The sequence below is a fragment of the Streptomyces sp. NPDC044921 genome, from assembly GCF_056432865.1.
This window is the reverse complement of sequence record NZ_JBWKIF010000029.1, coordinates 30,070-46,530: the sequence shown is the minus strand read 5'-3', so window position 1 is coordinate 46,530 and position 16,461 is coordinate 30,070. Positions and strand designations below refer to the sequence as shown.

13 protein-coding genes are annotated in these 16,461 nt (G+C 71.1%); 11 read left to right on the top strand and 2 right to left on the bottom strand.

Annotation, left to right across the window (positions count from 1 at the left end; translation table 11 throughout):
• The first annotated feature begins 254 nt into the window (after positions 1-254).
• The 8 genes from AC07DA_RS32870 to AC07DA_RS32835 all read left to right on the top strand — a co-directional run bounded on the left by AC07DA_RS32870 (position 255) and on the right by AC07DA_RS32835 (position 8,924).
• The gene (locus tag AC07DA_RS32870) at positions 255-839 is read left to right on the top strand and encodes an NADPH-dependent FMN reductase (RefSeq protein ID WP_479131893.1); all 585 of its coding nucleotides are present in this window, start codon (positions 255-257) and stop codon (positions 837-839) included.
• A 61-nt stretch (positions 840-900) separates the two neighbouring features.
• Positions 901-2,481, top strand: coding sequence for an MFS transporter (locus tag AC07DA_RS32865; protein WP_479131892.1), 1,581 nt, complete (start codon positions 901-903; stop codon positions 2,479-2,481).
• Positions 2,482-2,683: 202 nt separating this feature from the next.
• Positions 2,684-3,901, top strand: coding sequence for a methyltransferase domain-containing protein (locus tag AC07DA_RS32860; RefSeq protein WP_479131891.1), 1,218 nt, complete (start codon positions 2,684-2,686; stop codon positions 3,899-3,901).
• Positions 3,902-3,962: 61 nt separating this feature from the next.
• On the top strand, positions 3,963-4,742 hold the full coding sequence (locus tag AC07DA_RS32855) for an SDR family oxidoreductase (protein WP_479131890.1): 780 nt from the start codon (positions 3,963-3,965) through the stop codon (positions 4,740-4,742).
• A 31-nt stretch (positions 4,743-4,773) separates the two neighbouring features.
• Positions 4,774-6,129, top strand: a complete 1,356-nt coding sequence (locus AC07DA_RS32850) for an FAD-dependent oxidoreductase (protein ID WP_479131889.1) — start codon at positions 4,774-4,776, stop codon at positions 6,127-6,129.
• On the top strand, positions 6,126-7,244 hold the full coding sequence (locus AC07DA_RS32845; RefSeq protein WP_479131888.1) for a nucleotide disphospho-sugar-binding domain-containing protein: 1,119 nt from the start codon (positions 6,126-6,128) through the stop codon (positions 7,242-7,244). Before AC07DA_RS32850 ends, AC07DA_RS32845 begins: the two co-directional genes overlap by 4 nt.
• A gap of 46 nt (positions 7,245-7,290) precedes the next feature.
• Positions 7,291-7,869, top strand: coding sequence for a dTDP-4-dehydrorhamnose 3,5-epimerase family protein (locus AC07DA_RS32840; protein ID WP_479131887.1), 579 nt, complete (start codon positions 7,291-7,293; stop codon positions 7,867-7,869).
• A complete protein-coding gene (locus tag AC07DA_RS32835; RefSeq protein WP_479131886.1) occupies positions 7,866-8,924 on the top strand; it encodes a Gfo/Idh/MocA family protein in 1,059 nt (352 codons plus the stop codon). The genes AC07DA_RS32840 and AC07DA_RS32835 overlap by 4 nt, the downstream gene beginning before the upstream one ends.
• Before the next feature lie 261 nt (positions 8,925-9,185).
• Here the strand turns inward: AC07DA_RS32835 and AC07DA_RS32830 are convergent, their stop codons facing one another.
• Complete coding sequence (locus AC07DA_RS32830; protein WP_479131885.1) at positions 9,186-10,121, bottom strand: oxygenase MpaB family protein; 936 nt, start codon at positions 10,119-10,121, stop codon at positions 9,186-9,188.
• A 422-nt stretch (positions 10,122-10,543) separates the two neighbouring features.
• Here AC07DA_RS32830 and AC07DA_RS32825 point away from each other — a divergent pair, with 422 nt between their 5' ends.
• Positions 10,544-12,166 (top strand): FAD-binding oxidoreductase, encoded by a 1,623-nt coding sequence (locus AC07DA_RS32825; RefSeq protein WP_479131940.1) that lies wholly within the window; start codon positions 10,544-10,546, stop codon positions 12,164-12,166.
• A gap of 109 nt (positions 12,167-12,275) precedes the next feature.
• Here the strand turns inward: AC07DA_RS32825 and AC07DA_RS32820 are convergent, their stop codons facing one another.
• Complete coding sequence (locus AC07DA_RS32820) at positions 12,276-13,184, bottom strand: LLM class flavin-dependent oxidoreductase (RefSeq protein ID WP_479131884.1); 909 nt, start codon at positions 13,182-13,184, stop codon at positions 12,276-12,278.
• A 339-nt stretch (positions 13,185-13,523) separates the two neighbouring features.
• Here AC07DA_RS32820 and AC07DA_RS32815 point away from each other — a divergent pair, with 339 nt between their 5' ends.
• Together AC07DA_RS32815 and AC07DA_RS32810 are read left to right on the top strand one after the other, a co-directional pair.
• Positions 13,524-15,422 (top strand): 2-oxoacid:acceptor oxidoreductase subunit alpha, encoded by a 1,899-nt coding sequence (locus tag AC07DA_RS32815; protein ID WP_479131883.1) that lies wholly within the window; start codon positions 13,524-13,526, stop codon positions 15,420-15,422.
• Positions 15,412-16,437: a 2-oxoacid:ferredoxin oxidoreductase subunit beta gene (locus AC07DA_RS32810; RefSeq protein ID WP_479131882.1), complete on the top strand. Its 1,026-nt coding sequence runs from the start codon at positions 15,412-15,414 to the stop codon at positions 16,435-16,437. The genes AC07DA_RS32815 and AC07DA_RS32810 overlap by 11 nt, the downstream gene beginning before the upstream one ends.
• The last annotated feature ends 24 nt before the right edge of the window (positions 16,438-16,461 follow it).

Below are 16,461 nucleotides of genomic sequence, written 5' to 3'. Positions count from 1 at the left end.
GAAGACGGCCGGTAGTTACCGGCCGGGAGCGACCGGGAGACGTCCGGCCGGGGCGTTCGGCCGACCGTGACCGGGGTGACCGGTGGGGCGTCCGGCCGGCCGTGACCGGGGCGTCCGGCCGGGGGTGACCGCGCGGCGCCGGCCAGGAGGCACCGGCCGAGAGGACCGAGAGGGACCGAGAGCGGACCGGGAGTGGGCCGGGAGCGGTGCCGGGCACCGTGGGAGCCGAGGACCCGAGCCCACGGAGGGGAACCATGCCTGAGCCGAAACTGCGGGTGTCCGTCATCATCGGCAGCATCCGCAACGGCCGATTCGGGCCCACGGCGGCCCGCTGGATCGCGGACGAGGCGGCCAAGCGCGAGGATCTCGCCGTCGACGTGATCGACCTGGCGAAAGTGTGGCTGCCCGACGTGCTGCCGGCGGACGAGCACGCGGAGCGGCCGGCCGCCGTCCAGGACCTGGCGCCGTGGCTGGCCCGCGCCGACGCGTTCATCATCGTGACCCCGGAGTACAACCACAGCTTCCCCGCCTCGCTCAAGAACGCCATCGACTGGTACGTCGACGAGTGGAAGGGCAAACCGGTCGCGTTCGTCTCCTACGGCGGCATCGCCGGCGGTCTGCGCGCCGTCGCCCATCTGCGCGAGATCCTGCCCGGTCTGCACGCCGTGACGGTCCGTGACTCCGTCGCCTTCCCCGAGTACTGGAACCGCTTCGACGAGCAGGGCCGGCCGGTGAACGCCACGGAGTGCGAGGCCGCCGCCAAGACGATGCTCGACCAGCTGACCTGGTGGGGGCGCACCCTGCGCGACGCGCGGGCCGTACGGCCCTACCCCGGCTGACGCTCCCCCGCACCGTTTACGTGGTCCGCACCACACCGTCCCCGACCCTGGAAGGACACCCATGTCATCTCATGTCTCCCCGGCGACGCCGGTGAAGGCAGGGACCCGTGAGTGGCTCGGTCTCGCCGTGCTCGCCCTGCCCACGCTGCTGCTGGCGCTCGATCAGAGCGTGCTCTTCCTCGCGCTGCCGCACCTGGCGGAGTCCCTGCACCCCACCGGCACCCAGACGCTGTGGATCATGGACATCTACGGCTTCATGATCGCCGGTTTCCTGGTCACCATGGGAACGCTCGGCGACCGGATCGGCCGGCGCAGGCTGCTGCTGATCGGCGCCACCTTCGTCGGCGCCACCTCACTGCTGGCGGCCTACTCCACCAGCGCCGAGATGCTGATCGCCACCCGGGCGCTGCTCGGTGTCGCCGCGGCCACCCTGATGCCCTCCACGCTCGCGCTGATCAGCAACATGTTCCAGGACCCGGGGCAGCGCGGTCGGGCCATCGCGGTGTGGGCCAGCTGCTTCATGGCGGGCACCGCGCTCGGCCCCATGATCGGCGGCGTGATGCTGGACTACTTCTGGTGGGGTTCGGTCTTCCTGCTCGGCGTCCCGGTCATGGTGATCCTGCTGATCGCCGGTCCCGTCCTGCTCCCCGAGTACCGTGACCCCGACGGCGGCCGGCTCGACCTGTTCAGCGTCGCGCTCTCCCTGGGCACCATCCTGCCGGTCATCTTCGGCCTCAAGGAGATCGCCCGCTACGGCTGGCAGCCGCTGCCCCTGCTGGTGATCGCGGCCGGCCTGGCCGTCGGTGTGCTCTTCGTCCGCCGCCAGACCCGGCTGACGCACCCGCTGCTCGACCTGCGCCTGTTCCGCTCCGGCGCCTTCACCTCGGCGCTGCTCGTGCTGATGCTGGCGATGGCCACCATGGGCGGCAGCTACCTGTTCATCACCGGCTACCTGCAGATGGTCGAGGGCCTGTCGCCCACCGCCGCCGGCATGTGGATGGTGCCGTCGGCGCTCGCCTCGATCGTGGCGGCGATGATCGCCCCCAGCCTGACCAAGCGGCTGCCCATGGGCCTGGTGATCGGCGGCGGTCTCACCCTGACGACCGTCGGCTACCTCCTGGTCGCGTTCGTCGACCCGGTGGGCGGGCTCCCGCTGCTGATCACCGGCTTCGTGATCGCCTTCTTCGGTACGGGACCGATCGGCGCCCTGGGCACCAACCTGGTGGTCAGCTCCGCCCCGCCGGAGAAGGGCGGTTCCGCCGCCTCCCTGTCCGAGACGAGCGGCGAGTTCGGCGTCTCGCTCGGCGTCGCGGCGTTCGGCAGCCTGGGCACCGCGCTCTACCGCGGGGACATCACCGTCCCGCAGGGCGTGCCGGCCGAGCAGGCCCAGGCGGTGCGCGACGGCATGGAAGGCGCGATCGTCGCCGCCCAGGAGCTGCCCTCTGACCTGCGCGACCAGGTGCTGGCCGCGGCGCGCGAGGCGTACACCGGCGGGCTGAACGTCGTCGGCGTCGTCTGCGCCTCGCTCATCGCCGTCACCGCGGTGCTGGCGGTGACCCTGCTGCGCAAGGTGGGCGGCACCCCGCCGGCCGAGGACGAGCCGGCCGCCGCCCGGCAGGAGTCCGTCCCGGCCGGTTCCTGACCGCCGAACGCCCCGGCGCGGGCCCTTCGCCACCCCGGCGAAGGGCCCGCGCCGTTTCTCCGCGCCGGGGCATGCCGCTGACCTGACACATGAGGCGGCCCGCTCATGGACCCCCCTGCCCGGCCGTCGACAGCATGGACTCGTGCGCTCGCGTCCCCGGCGCGTCAAACCGCCCGCCCTCGACACGCAAAGGAATCCGTCCATGGTCCCATGCCGAATCTGCGGTGGCCCGGTCGATGAGTTCTTCGACTTCGGCCGGCAGCCCGTCTCCGATTCCTTCGTGACGCCGGAGACGGCGGGCAGCGAGTTCTGCTTCCGGCTGGCCGCCGGAGTCTGCACCGAGTGCACCATGGTGCAGCTCATCGAAGAGGTGCCCCGCGAGAAGATGTTCCACGAGGACTACCCGTACCGCTCGGCGGGCTCGGCCGTGATGCGCGAGCACTTCGAGAAGTACGCGCACCGGCTGCTGGACGGCGAACTCGCCGTCGACGACCCGTTCGTGGTGGAGATCGGTTCCAACGACGGGACCATGCTGAAGACGATCGGCCAGGCCGGCGTGCGCCACCTCGGCGTCGACCCCTCCGCGCAGGTCGCCGAGTTCGCCAGGGCCGCGGGCGTGCGGGTGCGCACGGACTTCTTCCAGGACTCCAGCGCACGCGACATCGCCGCGGCCGACGGACCCGCCGACGTGATCTTCTCCGCGAACACCGTCAGCCACATCGCCTACATCGACTCGGTGTTCCGGGGCGTGGACGCGCTGCTCGGACCCGACGGCGTCTTCGTCATCGAGGACCGCTACCTGGGCTCGATCATCGGGCAGAACGCCTTCGACCAGATCTACGACGAGCACTTCTACCTCTTCTCGGTCGGCTCCGTGCAGGCCATGGCCCGGCGCTTCGGCTTCGAACTGGCCGACGTGGAGCCGCTGTCCGTGCACGGCGGGTCCATGCGGTACACCATCGCCCGGCCCGGACGGCGCACCGTCTCCGCGGCCGTCACCGAGCACATCGAGCGCGAGCGCGAGACGGGCCTGGGCCGGCCGGAGACCTACCACCGCTTCGCGCGGCACGTGGAGAAGAGCTGCCGCGACCTGGTGCGGCTGCTCACCGACCTGCGCGAGCAGGGCCACTCGGTGGTCGGCTACGGCGCCACCGCGAAGAGCGCCACCGTCCTCAACTACTGCGGGATCGGCCCCGACCTGGTCCCGTTCATCTGCGACAACACCCCGGCCAAGCAGGGCCGGCTCGCCCCGGGCACGCACATCCCCATCCGGCCGTCCGAGCAGTTCTCCCAGCCCTACCCCGACTACGCCCTGCTCTTCGCCTGGAACCACGCCGAGGAAATCCTGGCGAAGGAACGGGAGTTCCGGGCCGCGGGCGGCAAGTGGATCCTCTACGTGCCCGAGGTCCACATCGTCTGATCCCCCGCCAGGGACCACACAACGGGCCATGAAGGCCCCCGATCTCCAACCGGAAGGTGTCATGAACAAGTACGCCGGCAAGAAGGCCGTGGTCACCGGCGGCACCCACGGCATCGGCATGGCCGTGGTGAAGAAGCTCCTCGACGGCGGAGCGGAGGTGCTGCTCACCGGTCTCAACGAGAAGAACATCGAGGCCGCCCGCGCCGAACTCGGCCCGAGGGCCCACGTGCTGCGCTCCGACGCGGCGAGCATGTCCGACATCGACGCCCTCGGCACGGCGGTCCAGGAGACGCTGGGCGAGGTCGACTTCGTCTTCGTCAACGTCGGTTACCTGAAGTTCGGTTCCCTCAGCCAGGTCACCGAGGAAACCTACGACCGCATGTTCGACACCAACACCAAGGGCGCCTTCTTCACCGCGCAGCGGCTCGCGCCCCTGGTCAAGAACGGCGGCTCGTTCGTCTTCACCACCGCCGTCGCCGTCGGCATGGGCTTCGTCGCCACCAGCGTCGGCACCGGCATGAAGTCCGCCATCCGCGCCTTCTCCAAGGTCTTCGCCTCCGAGCTGCTGCCCCGCGGCATCCGCGTCAACACGGTCAGCCCCGGCTTCACCGACACCCCCACCATGGGCATCGCCGAGATCTCCGACGAACTGCGCGCCGCCAACATCAAGGAGGGCGTCGAGCTGACCCCCATGCGCCGCTTCGGCACCCCGGAGGAGGTCGCCGACGCGGTGCTCTTCCTCGGCTTCGACGCCACCTTCACCACCGGCGTCGACCTGCCCGTCGACGGCGGCCTCGGCCAGGGCCTGGAGTGGCCGCACGACGAGATCGTCGAACACTGACCCGGTCGGACCAGCAGACGGAGGTGGAGCGATGACCAGTCGCACACAACGCACCAGGACCGCGGTGATCGGCGGTGGCATGGCCGGCTGCGCCGCTGCCCGTCAACTGCTGCGCAGCGGCCGCGAGGTGGTCGTCTTCGAGGCGGCGGACGGACTCGGCGGCCGGGCCCGCTCCTGGCACCGCCCGGAGATCGAGCCCGACGTCGGCATCAACCTGATGTACGTCAGCTTCTACAAGCTGATGACCCAGCTCATCAAGGAGTACGGGCTGCAGGACGAGCTGATCCGGATCTCCAGCAACGTCTGGATCTCCGACCACGGCAAGGCCGTGCCGCTCTCCTCCGACTCCCCGCTCAGCCTCCTCGGCTACCGGCACGTCAAGCTGCGCGACCGGGTCGCCTTCCTGCTGACCACCCTCGCCCAGGTCGCCCGCAAGAAGCAGCTCGACCTGTTCGACCCGGTCAAGTCGGCCCCGTTCGACGACGGGCAGAGCGCCGCCGACTGGGGCTACCGGCGGGTCTCCAAGCGCGGCTTCGACTTCCTGCTGCGCCCCCAGATCGAGGGCTTCTGGAACTTCGCCTGCGAGGAGATCTCCGCCGTCCACGCCCGTGCCCTGCTCGCCTGGATGGGCGGCTCCGGCTTCTACGTGCTGCGCAACGGCATGGAGATCCTCGCCGAGAAGAACGCCGAGGGGGCCGGGCTGCGGCTGTCGCACGAGGTCACCGGCATCCAGCAGGACGGCACCGGCGTCGTCGTCGGCGCCGTCGGCCCGGACGGCACCCCGGTCAGCGAGGCCTTCGACGAGGTCGTCGTGGCCACGCCCGCGCCGATCGCGGCCAAGCTCGTCGCCACGCTGCCCGCGCAGACCGTGGGCGAGGAGACCCGCCGGTTCCTGGAGACGCAGAAGTACGAACCGGCCCTGTCCGTCTCGTTCCTGGTCGACAGGGGCACCCTGCCCGCCGAGGCGCACATCGTGGCCGGCGGCCCCGAGGACCCGCCCCTGCGCAACATGATCACCTACCCGCGCACGGTGCGGGACGAACAGGGACGGCCCGTCGAGAAGCTCCTCGTGTTCACCTACCCCGGCCGCGCCAACACCCGCCGCCTGCTCGGCCGTCCCGCCGAGGAGCAGTTCAGCGAGGTGACCAAGATGCTGACGTCGCTGTGGCCGGAGTTCCCGGTGGAGAGCGCCGAGCCGTTCCAGATCGCGGAGCGGCCCTACGGGTTCCCCATCCCCGCGCCGGGCCGCTACCGCCGCTCCGTGGCGGTGCTGAAGGAACAGCGACCCCCGGTCGTCTTCGCCGGCGACTACTTCAACTCCCCCACGACGGAAGCGGCGATGCTCTCGGGAGTCCGGGCCGCCGCGGCACTCACGAAGGCAGGTTGAGACAGCCCATGAAGGTCCTGTTCATCCCCGGAAACAGCCCTTACCCGATCTTCTCCCACACCCCGCTCGCCACGGCCGTACGCAATGCCGGACACCAGGTGTTCATGGGCGGCATCGACTGGGTGCTGCCCAACATCGCCAGCGTCGGCCTGCCCGCCGTGAAGATCTCCCCGGTGTCGATGGAGGAGGTCAGTGCCTTCATGGGCGCCATGCCGGACGACCCGGCCGAGCAGCTCAAGGCGGTGGGCCGGGTCTACGCCGAGATCGCCGTGGACAGCCTGGACCGCCTGCTCGACCTGGCCGACCACTGGCGCCCCGACCTCGTCGTCGGCGGCGGCATGTTCTACACCGCCCCGCTGCTCGCCGACCACCTGGACATCCCCAGCGTGCGCCTGGAATGGGACCGCATCGACTCCCGTTCCTACGACCCGGGTGCCGAGCCCGTGCTCGCCCCCGTCCTCGCCGAACTGGGCCTGCAGAAGCTGCCCGACCCCGACCTGTGGCTCGACGTGTGTCCGCCCAGCCTGCGGCCCGACGACGCGGTCCCCGCCAAGCTCATGCGCTGGGTCCCGGGCAACCCCCAGAAGCCGCTGGAGCCGTGGATGTACACCAAGGGCGACCGCCCCCGCGTCTACATCACCGCCGGAACCCGGCTGTTCAGCGGCGAGGGACTGCGCGACATGGCGCGCAGCGTCGGCAAGCTCGGCGCCGAGGTCGTGGTCGGCGCCCCCGAGGTCGTCGCCGCGGAACTGCGCGACGAGGTGCCCGAGGCGCGCGTCGGCTGGGTGCCGCTCGACGTACTGGCCCCCACCTGCGACGTCATCATTCACCATGGGGGCGGCGGCACCGACATGACCGCCCTGCACGCCGGCGTCCCGCAGCTGATCGCCCACCCCGAGTACCCCACCACCGCCACCCGCCGGATCGTCGAGTACGGCGCCGCCACCCTGGTCGAGTCGGGCGGCTACGAGGAGATCAACGCGGCCTGCGAGCTGCTGCTGAAGGACCCCTCGTACCGCGAGCGGGCACGGGAGATATCCCGGGAGATGGCCCAGCTGCCCCCGGCCCACGAGATCGTCCGCGACCTGGAGCGCCTGGTGGCCGACCGGGCCTGAACCGGTCGGCAGGCCCCCGGCCCCTGCGACAGGAGAGGAGAACGCGGTGCGTATCGCCGCGACGTCGATCCCCGGGGCGTATCTGGTGACCCCCGAGCAACTGCCGGACGAGCGCGGCGCCTTCTGGGAGGGCATGCGCGCCGACAAACTCGAGAAGGTGCTGGGTGAGCCGTTCGTGCCCCGGCAGATCAGCTACTCCGTGTCCCGCCGCAACACCCTGCGCGGCATCCACACGGTGGCCGTACCGCCCGGGCAGGCCAAATACGTCAGCTGCGTACGCGGCGCGCTGCGCGACATCATCGTCGACCTGCGCGTCGGCTCACCCGCCTTCGGCCGGCACCACGTCTGCACCCTCGACGCGTCCTCCGGCCGCTCCCTCTACATTCCCGAGGGCGTGGGCCACGGCTTCGTGGCCCTCAGCGACGACACCTGCATCTGCTACGTGATGTCGACCGTCTACGAGCCGGGCACCCAGATCGACATCGACCCCTTCGATCCCGAACTGGCCCTGCCCTGGGACCTCACCGAGGAACCCCTGATGTCCCCCAAGGACAGGGCCGCGCCCGGCCTCGCGCAGACCCTGGCCGCCGGGGTGCTGCCCCGCTGGAACCAGGAGACACCGTGACAGACGTCCTTCGCGTGGGCGTGCTCGGCAGTGCGGAGATCGCGCGCCGCCGGATGCTGCCGGCCTTCGCCCGCTCCGCGGCCTTCGAGGTCGCCGCGATCGCCTCCCGGGACCCGGACCGCGGCGCGGCGGCCGCCGCACCCTACGGCGCGCGGGTGCTGCCCGACTACGCCCGGCTGATCGAGGACGGCGACGTGGACGCCGTCTACGTCCCGCTGCCGCTCGCGCTGCACGCCGAGTGGGTCGAGAGGGCCCTGCGCGCGGGCAAGCACGTGCTGGCCGAGAAACCGCTGAGCACCTCCCCGGAGGTGAGCGCGGACCTGTTCGCGCTGGCCCGCCGCAGCGGCCTGGCCCTGATGGAGAACGTCATGTTCGTCCACCACGGCCAGCACGCCCGGGTGCGCCGGCTCGTCGCGCAGGGCGCCATCGGCGAACCGCGCTTCTTCCAGGCGACGTTCACCGTGCCCCGGCGCCCGGCCGGAGACATCCGCTACCGCCCGGAACTGGGCGGCGGCGCCCTGTGGGACACCGGCGTCTACCCGGTGCGCGCCGCGCAGCTCCTGCTCGGCACCGGCCTGACCGTCGTGGGCGCCGTCACCACGGCCGCCGCGGGCTTCGACGTCGACACCTCCGGAGCCGCCCTGCTGCGCCGGCCCGGCGACGGCGTCGGTGTCCAGCTGTCCTACGGCCTCGACCACGCCTATCGCAGCTCCTACGAGATCGGCGGCAGCTCCGGCCGGCTGACCCTCGACATGGCGTTCACCCCGCCCGCCGACCATGTCCCCGTGCTCCGGCTCGATGACTCGTCCGGCAGCCGGGAGCTGCGGCTGGAGCCCGAGGACCAGGTGGCCGGCACCGTCGCGGCGTTCGCCGAGGCGGTGCGTCGCGGCACCGTCGGCACCGAGCACGAGCGGGCCACGCTGGAGCAGGCCCGGCTGCTGCGCGACATCCTCGACAGCGCGGCCGCGCCTTCGGCCTCTGTGGCGGCCCCGGCGTCGGCTGCGGCTCCGGCGTCGGCTCAGGCCCCGGCGTCGGCTTCGGTGCCGAGCGACTGAGCACCGCGCCGGGCGGCGCGCACACGACCGAGCGGCACACGGTCCGACCGTGTGCCGCTCGGTCATGAGGGGAGAGATGGCCAGGCGCGCGGAGCCGGTCACGGAGCCGGTCACGGGGCTCGCCCCGGAGGCCGGATCGCGCGGGCCAGTCCTGGGGCGACCGTGCCGTGGCGAACCGGCCGGGCGGTCGGAGGACCGTGCCGTGGCGAACCGGCCGGGCGGTCGGAGGACCGTGCCGTGGCGACCCGGCGGGGACGGCGCTCAGCCGGCGCTGCCCCCGACCGTGTGCGCGGGACCCAGCTCCTCCATCTTGAACTCACCTGTGGGGAAGCTGGGCGTGGGCAGCGGATCGGGGTAGGCGGCCTCCTTGCGCGGCGGCTGCCGGCGCACATAGGCCGCCCGCGCCTTGAGCGCGGCGGCCACCGCCAGCCGCAGCGGCCGCGACGGCTCGGACACACCGAACGCCTTGCGCATGTGCGGGGTCAGGAGCGCGGGCAGTGCCGCCGCCGCCACCTTGCGTCCCAGCGGCTGGAGCCGCTTGGGGAGCCAGGCCGCCATGGGCTCGATGACCGTGTTGCGCAGCACCTGCCACAGCGTCACGGCCTCCGGCGAGTACGCGAACGTCCGCTCCACGTACTCGTCGTGGAACCGGGCGAACTCCTCGTACGAGCCCGGGATGTCCTTCAGGCCCATCAGTTCGCCCTGCTCCCGCATGTGCAGGTACGCCGCGGTCCGCTCCTGGTCGGTCAGCGGCCGCCAGCCGTACCGGTCCACCCAGCGGATCTGGATGAGCATGCTGGTGGCGAGGACGAACAGGTACTCCTCGTTGCTGATGCTCCACTGCTTCTTCTCGTCGCTGATGTGGCGGACCGCGTTCTTGTGGATGCGGTTCATCTGCCGGACCGCCGCCCGGCCACGCTCGTCCTTGAACCCGCGCCGCACCATCTCCAGGCTGATGAGGGCGAAGTGCTCCATGCGCCGCTGCGTGTTGTGGGTCAGCTCCCCGGTACGCACCAGGAGCGCGGCCATCTGGGGCGGCGCGACGCTGTTGCAGAACGCCAGCGCGCCCGCGACGCTGAAGTCCCACGGGAACTCGTAGCCCATGTCGAGCCACCAGATGCGGCTGTACTCCTCCTTGACGTCCATGCCCTGGATCTCCCGGAGCCGGGCATACCGTTCGTTCCTGTCGATGGCCATGGTGCGGCCTCTCCTCTCGCCGGTCACCTCGGAAAACAGCGGGTCGGCTGACGCCCGGGCCGTAGCGCCGTCGCGCCCGTGCCGGTGGCGGGGAAGCAGCGGGACGACGGCTCCCGCGCAACGACCATGCCCGAAGGAGACGCCGTCCGCCCCGCGACGCGTGCGACTGCGTCAAGTCGGCCACCGGCGCGCCGCGTTCCCCGCCCCGCGTCGGCACCCGGTGTCACGCGGCGTACCCCAGCCGCTCGACACGTCCACAGTGCGTCACCTGGCCCGGCCCCCGCATCACCTCAACGTGACCGGCCGAGAGGCTACTTGACATACATGCGGAGCATCTGTGTCGGCCCTGCCCGGCCATGGGCACGCTGGGGCCGCTTGGCAACCCACAAGGACGCCCTCGCCGAATGGAGCTGCATGTGAGTATGTTGAACAGGCGACGGTTCATGGCCGGAGCGGGCGCCGCTGTGGCCACCTCCGGCACCGTCACCGCACTCGGTACGCTGTCGCCCGCCGCGCACGCGGCCCCCGAGACCGCCTCGGGCGCGATCCCGACCGTCAGACCCGGTGACCCCCGGTACGCCGACATGGTGTCGGGCATGAACGCCCGCCTCGTCGGCACCCCCGAGGCCGTCCGGCTGCCCGCCACCACGCAGCAGGTGGTCCAGGTGGTGCGCGAGGCCGTCGAGGCCGGCAAGCGGATCGTGGTGCGCAGCGGCGGTCACTGCTTCGAGGACTTCGTCTTCAACAAGGAGGCCCAGATCATCGCCGACCTGCGGCTGATGAACCGGGTCGGCTACGACGAGCGGCGGCGCGCCTTCTTCGTCGAGCCCGGCGCCACCCTCCTCGACATCTACGAGACCCTGCACAACGGCTGGGGCGTGACGATCCCCGGTGGCGGCTGCCACAGCGTCGGCGCGGGCGGACACTTCGCGGGCGGCGGTTACGGCGTCCTGTCCCGGGCGCACGGCATCGTCATCGACCACGTGTACGCCGCCGAGGTCGTCACGGTCGACCGCAGGGGCCGGGTGCGGGCCGTCGTGGCCACGCGGGAGCCGAACGACCCCCACCGCGACCTGCTGTGGGCGCTCGCCGGCGGTGGCGGCGGCAACTTCGGCATCGTCACCAAGTACTGGCTGCGCAGCCGCGGCGCCAAGGGCAACGACCCGAGCCGGCTGCTGCCCCGGCCGCCGTCCCGGGTCGTCTACACCCAGGTCACCTGGCCCTGGGAGCAGATCACCGAGGCCGGCTTCTCCAACCTGCTGCGCAAGTACGGCCAGTGGTCCAAGGACAACGCCTCCATGGACTCGGAGTACCTGGACCTCGGGCACTGGCTGTTCCTCAACCACGTGTCGGCCGGCACCCTCTTCCTCGTGGCGCAGATCGACGCGGACAAGCCCGGCGCCCAGCAGCGGATGGACGCCTTCGTCGACTTCCTCAGCGACGCCATGGGCGCCCGGCCGAACTGGCGCGACTCCCAGAACCTGCCGTTCATGAAGGCCACCACGTACAGCACCACCGGCGGTGAGACCCTCAACAACCCGAACCTGCGCACCTTCCACAAGTCCGCGTTCGTCAAGGACGTCTTCCCGCAGCGCCAGATCGACGCGTTGTACAAGCACCTGACCCGCAAGGACTACAACAACACCTACAGCTACATCGTGCTGGCCTCCGCGGGCGGCCGGATCAACCAACTGGGCCCGCACGACACCCCGGCGCCCCACCGCGACTCGCACCTGGTGATGTTCTACGAGTCGTACTGGCACCGCGCCGACCAGGACGAGGCCAACATCGCCTGGCTGCGCGACATCTACCGCGACGTCTACGCCGACACCGGCGGCGTCCCCGTGCCCAACGACGTCACCGACGGCTGCTACATCAACTACCCGGACAACGACCTCAGCGACCCCGAGTTCAACAAGTCCGGCATCCCCTGGCACGAGCTCTACTACAAGGACAACTACGCGCGGCTGCAGAAGGTCAAGGCCGCCTGGGACCCGCGCAACGTCTTCCGCCACCGGCAGTCCATCGAGCTGCCGGGCAGGTGACACCCCCGCCACACGAAGCGGGCTGTGCGACCGGCCGGGTCGCACAGCCCGCTCCCGCGCCGCGTCCGCCCCGGCCGGCTCAAGAACTCCGGCCGGGACAGGGCGGACCTCACAGCAACGCGCGCGCCTCGGCGATGAGTTCCACCTGCCGCTCCCAGTCACCGCCGTCGACCAGGAGGTCGAGATGGTCGGCGCCGGCCTCCGCGTACGCGGCGAACCGCTCCGCGGCCTCCTTCGGGCTGCCGCCGATCGGCACCAGCTTCGCCTCCTCGGGTGACAGCCCGTACATGTCCACCAGGCTCTTCTCGAACGCGACGCGCGCGGAACGCACCGACTCCTCGTCACCGAGCCCGGCGTGCAGCCACACCGTGGTGCTCGGCGCGGGCCGCCCCGCCTCCTCGGCGGCCTCCCGCAGCTTCGCGACACCGCGGGCCACCGTCGCCGGGGAGACCATCGACGGCAGCCAGCCGTCCGCGTGCAGCGCGGCCCGCCGGATCGCGTTGTCGGAGTTGCCGCCGACCAGCACCGGCGGCGCCGGCACGGCCGGTGCGAGCGTCAGAGCGGTGCCGTCCGGCAGCGTCGTCTCCTCGCCGGCGAGCAGCCCCGGCAGCAGCTCGAGGGAGCGCACCAGCCGTGTGTTGCGGCCCTCCGCCGCGGCGCCCACGGCCTGCCAGAACGGAGTCCCGGGGGCTCCGCCCGACCCGACACCGAGGATGACCCGGTTGCCGGACAGATGCTGCAGCGTGCCGATCTGGGCGGCGGTCCAGGCGATGTTCCGCAGCGGCAGCACCAGGAGGCTGAAGCGCAGGTCCACCCGCGTGGTGACGGCGGCGGCCGCCGAGAGCGCGACGGTGGCCTCCAGGGCCGGCGCGCCGTTGCCCATGATGAAGTCGGACACGGACACGGAATCCAGACCGGCCTGTTCGACGTGGCGGGCGCCGGCCGCTATGCCTGGGTAGCCCTTCGGCGCCAGGTCGGCCATGGTGGGCAGGGAAATGCCGACTTTGATCGCTGCCAAGACGTCCTCCGTGTCGCATGACGAATGGGAACGCCACCGCCGGGGGCGGACCACCGGACCCCTCCGGGGATCTGACCGCATGGCGATGGCCGTTGCAGCGTAGCGACGCAGGGCGGGCCGTACCGGGACGAGGCCCGCACTATGTCAGCTCGCCTCCCCGCCGGGGCGCGCCCCGTGAACGGACACTTGACGAAGCCCCGGGTGACCGCGTTGCCCGGCGGTCACGCGATGGGGTGCACTCGTGCCGTTGTCAGGCAGACGCCGGGGCGCCAGGACGGCCCAGCTCAGCGATGCCCGGCGGGTGCCCGTGGTCAGGACGACTCTGGAGTCACAACCGACATGACTGTTGTAGCCAAGGACCCCGGCGACCTCGCCAAGGGGCGGAAGCCGGTCACACGCCTGGACCGGGTGATCATCAGGTTCGCGGGGGACTCGGGTGACGGTATGCAGCTCACCGGTGACCGTTTCACCTCGGAGACCGCGTCGTTCGGCAACGACCTGTCGACGCTGCCGAACTTCCCGGCCGAGATCAGGGCGCCCGCCGGGACGCTGCCGGGTGTGTCGTCGTTCCAGCTGCACTTCGCCGACCATGACATCCTCACGCCCGGGGACGCGCCGAACGTGCTGGTGGCGATGAACCCGGCGGCGCTGAAGGCGAACATCGCCGACCTGCCGCGTGGCGCGGAGGTGATCGTCAACACCGACGAGTTCACCAAGCGGGCGATGCAGAAGGTCGGCTACGACACCTCCCCGCTGGAGGACGGCTCGCTGGACGGCTACCACCTGCACCCGGTGCCGCTGACGACGCTGACCGTTCAGGCGCTGAAGGATTTCGGTCTCACCCGCAAGGAGGCCGAGCGCAGCAAGAACATGTTCGCGCTGGGCCTGCTGAGCTGGATGTACCACCGGCCCACGGAGGGCACGGAGAGGTTCCTGCGGTCGAAGTTCGCCAAGAAGCCCGGCATCGCGGAGGCCAACATCGCCGCGTTCCGGGCGGGGTGGAACTTCGGCGAGACGACGGAGGACTTCGCGGTCTCCTATGAGGTCGCTCCGGCGGCGACGGCGTTCCCGCCGGGCGTCTACCGCAACATCTCCGGCAACCTCGCCCTGTCCTACGGGTTGATCGCGGCCTCGCGGCAGGCGGATCTGCCGCTGTATCTGGGGTCGTATCCGATCACCCCGGCGTCGGACATCCTGCACGAGCTGAGCCGGCACAAGAACTTCGGGGTGCGGACCTTCCAGGCGGAGGACGAGATCGCCGGGATCGGGGCGGCGCTGGGCGCGGCGTTCGGCGGTTCGCTGGCGGTGACGACCACGAGCGGCCCGGGGGTGGCGCTGAAGTCGGAGACGATCGGGCTGGCGGTGTCGCTGGAGCTGCCGCTGCTGATCGTGGACATCCAGCGCGGCGGCCCCTCGACGGGTCTGCCCACCAAGACCGAGCAGGCGGATCTGCTGCAGGCGATGTTCGGCCGCAACGGCGAGGCCCCGGTGCCGGTGGTCGCGCCGCGCACCCCGGCGGACTGCTTCGACGCCGCGCTGGAGGCGGCGCGGATCGCGCTGGCCTACCGCACGCCGGTGTTCCTGCTCTCCGACGGCTACCTGGCCAACGGCTCCGAGCCCTGGCGCATCCCGGACCTGGAGGAGCTGCCGGACCTGACGGTGCAGTTCGCGCAGGGCCCGAACCACACCCTGGACGACGGCACCGAGGTCTTCTGGCCCTACAAGCGCGACCCGCAGACGCTGGCCCGCCCCTGGGCGATCCCGGGCACGCCGGGCCTGGAGCACCGGATCGGCGGCATCGAGAAGCAGGACGGCTCGGGCAACATCTCCTACGACCCGGCCAACCACGACTTCATGGTGCGCACCCGGCAGGCCAAGGTCGACGGCATCGACGTCCCGGACGTCGAGGTGGACGACCCGGACGGCGCCCGCACCCTGGTCCTCGGGTGGGGCTCCACCTACGGGCCGATCACGGCGGCCGTGCGGCGGATCCGCAAGGAGGGCGGCCGGATCGCCCAGGCGCACCTGCGCCACCTCAACCCCTTCCCTCACAACCTCGGTGAGGTTCTCGCCCGATACGAGCGGGTCGTCGTACCCGAGATGAACATGGGACAGCTGGCGGCACTTCTGCGTGCCAAGTACCTGGTCGACGTGGTGTCCTGCACGCAGATCAACGGCATGCCCTTCAAGGCAGAGCAGCTGGCCCGCGCGCTGGAGGAGGCATCCCGTGGCAACTGACCTCAAGCTCACCGCCAAGGACTTCAAGTCGGACCAGGAGGTGCGCTGGTGCCCGGGCTGCGGTGACTACGCCATCCTCGCCGCGGTGCAGGGCTTCATGCCCGAGCTGGGGCTGGCGAAGGAGAACATCGTCTTCGTCTCCGGCATCGGCTGCTCCTCCCGCTTCCCGTACTACATGAACACCTACGGGATGCACTCCATCCACGGCCGCGCCCCGGCCATCGCCACGGGTCTGGCCAGCTCGCGCCGCGACCTGTCGGTGTGGGTGGTCACCGGTGACGGCGACGCGCTGTCGATCGGCGGCAACCACCTGATCCACGCGCTGCGTCGCAACGTGAACCTGAAGATCCTGCTGTTCAACAACCGGATCTACGGTCTGACCAAGGGCCAGTACTCCCCGACCTCCGAGGTCGGAAAAATCACCAAGTCGACACCGATGGGCTCCCTCGACGTCCCGTTCAACCCCGTCTCGCTGGCCCTGGGCGCGGAAGCCTCCTTCGCCGCCCGCACCGTCGACTCCGACCGCAAGCACCTCACCGACGTGCTGCGCCAGGCCGCCGCCCACCCGGGCACCGCGCTGATCGAGATCTACCAGAACTGCAACATCTTCAACGACGGCGCCTTCGACGCCCTGAAGGACAAGCAGTCCGCGCAGGAAGCGGTGATCCGGCTGGAACACGGACAGCCGATCCGCTTCGGCGCCGCCTGGTCCAAGGGCGTCGTACGGGACCGGGCCACCGGCGATCTCAACGTCGTCACCGTCACCGCCGACAACGAAGCCGACATCCTCGTCCACGACGCCCACGCGGCCTCCCCCACCACCGCGTTCGCGCTGTCCCGCCTCGCCGATCCCGACACCCTGCACCACACCCCGATCGGCGTCTTCCGCGCCGTCGAGCGACCGGTCTACGACGCACAGATGACCGACCAACTCGACACCGCGATCGAACAGAACGGCAAGGGCGACCTCGCCGCACTCCTCGCCGGCGGCGACACCTGGACCGTCGTCGGCTGATTGCGAAGAAGAAGGCGAAAGAGC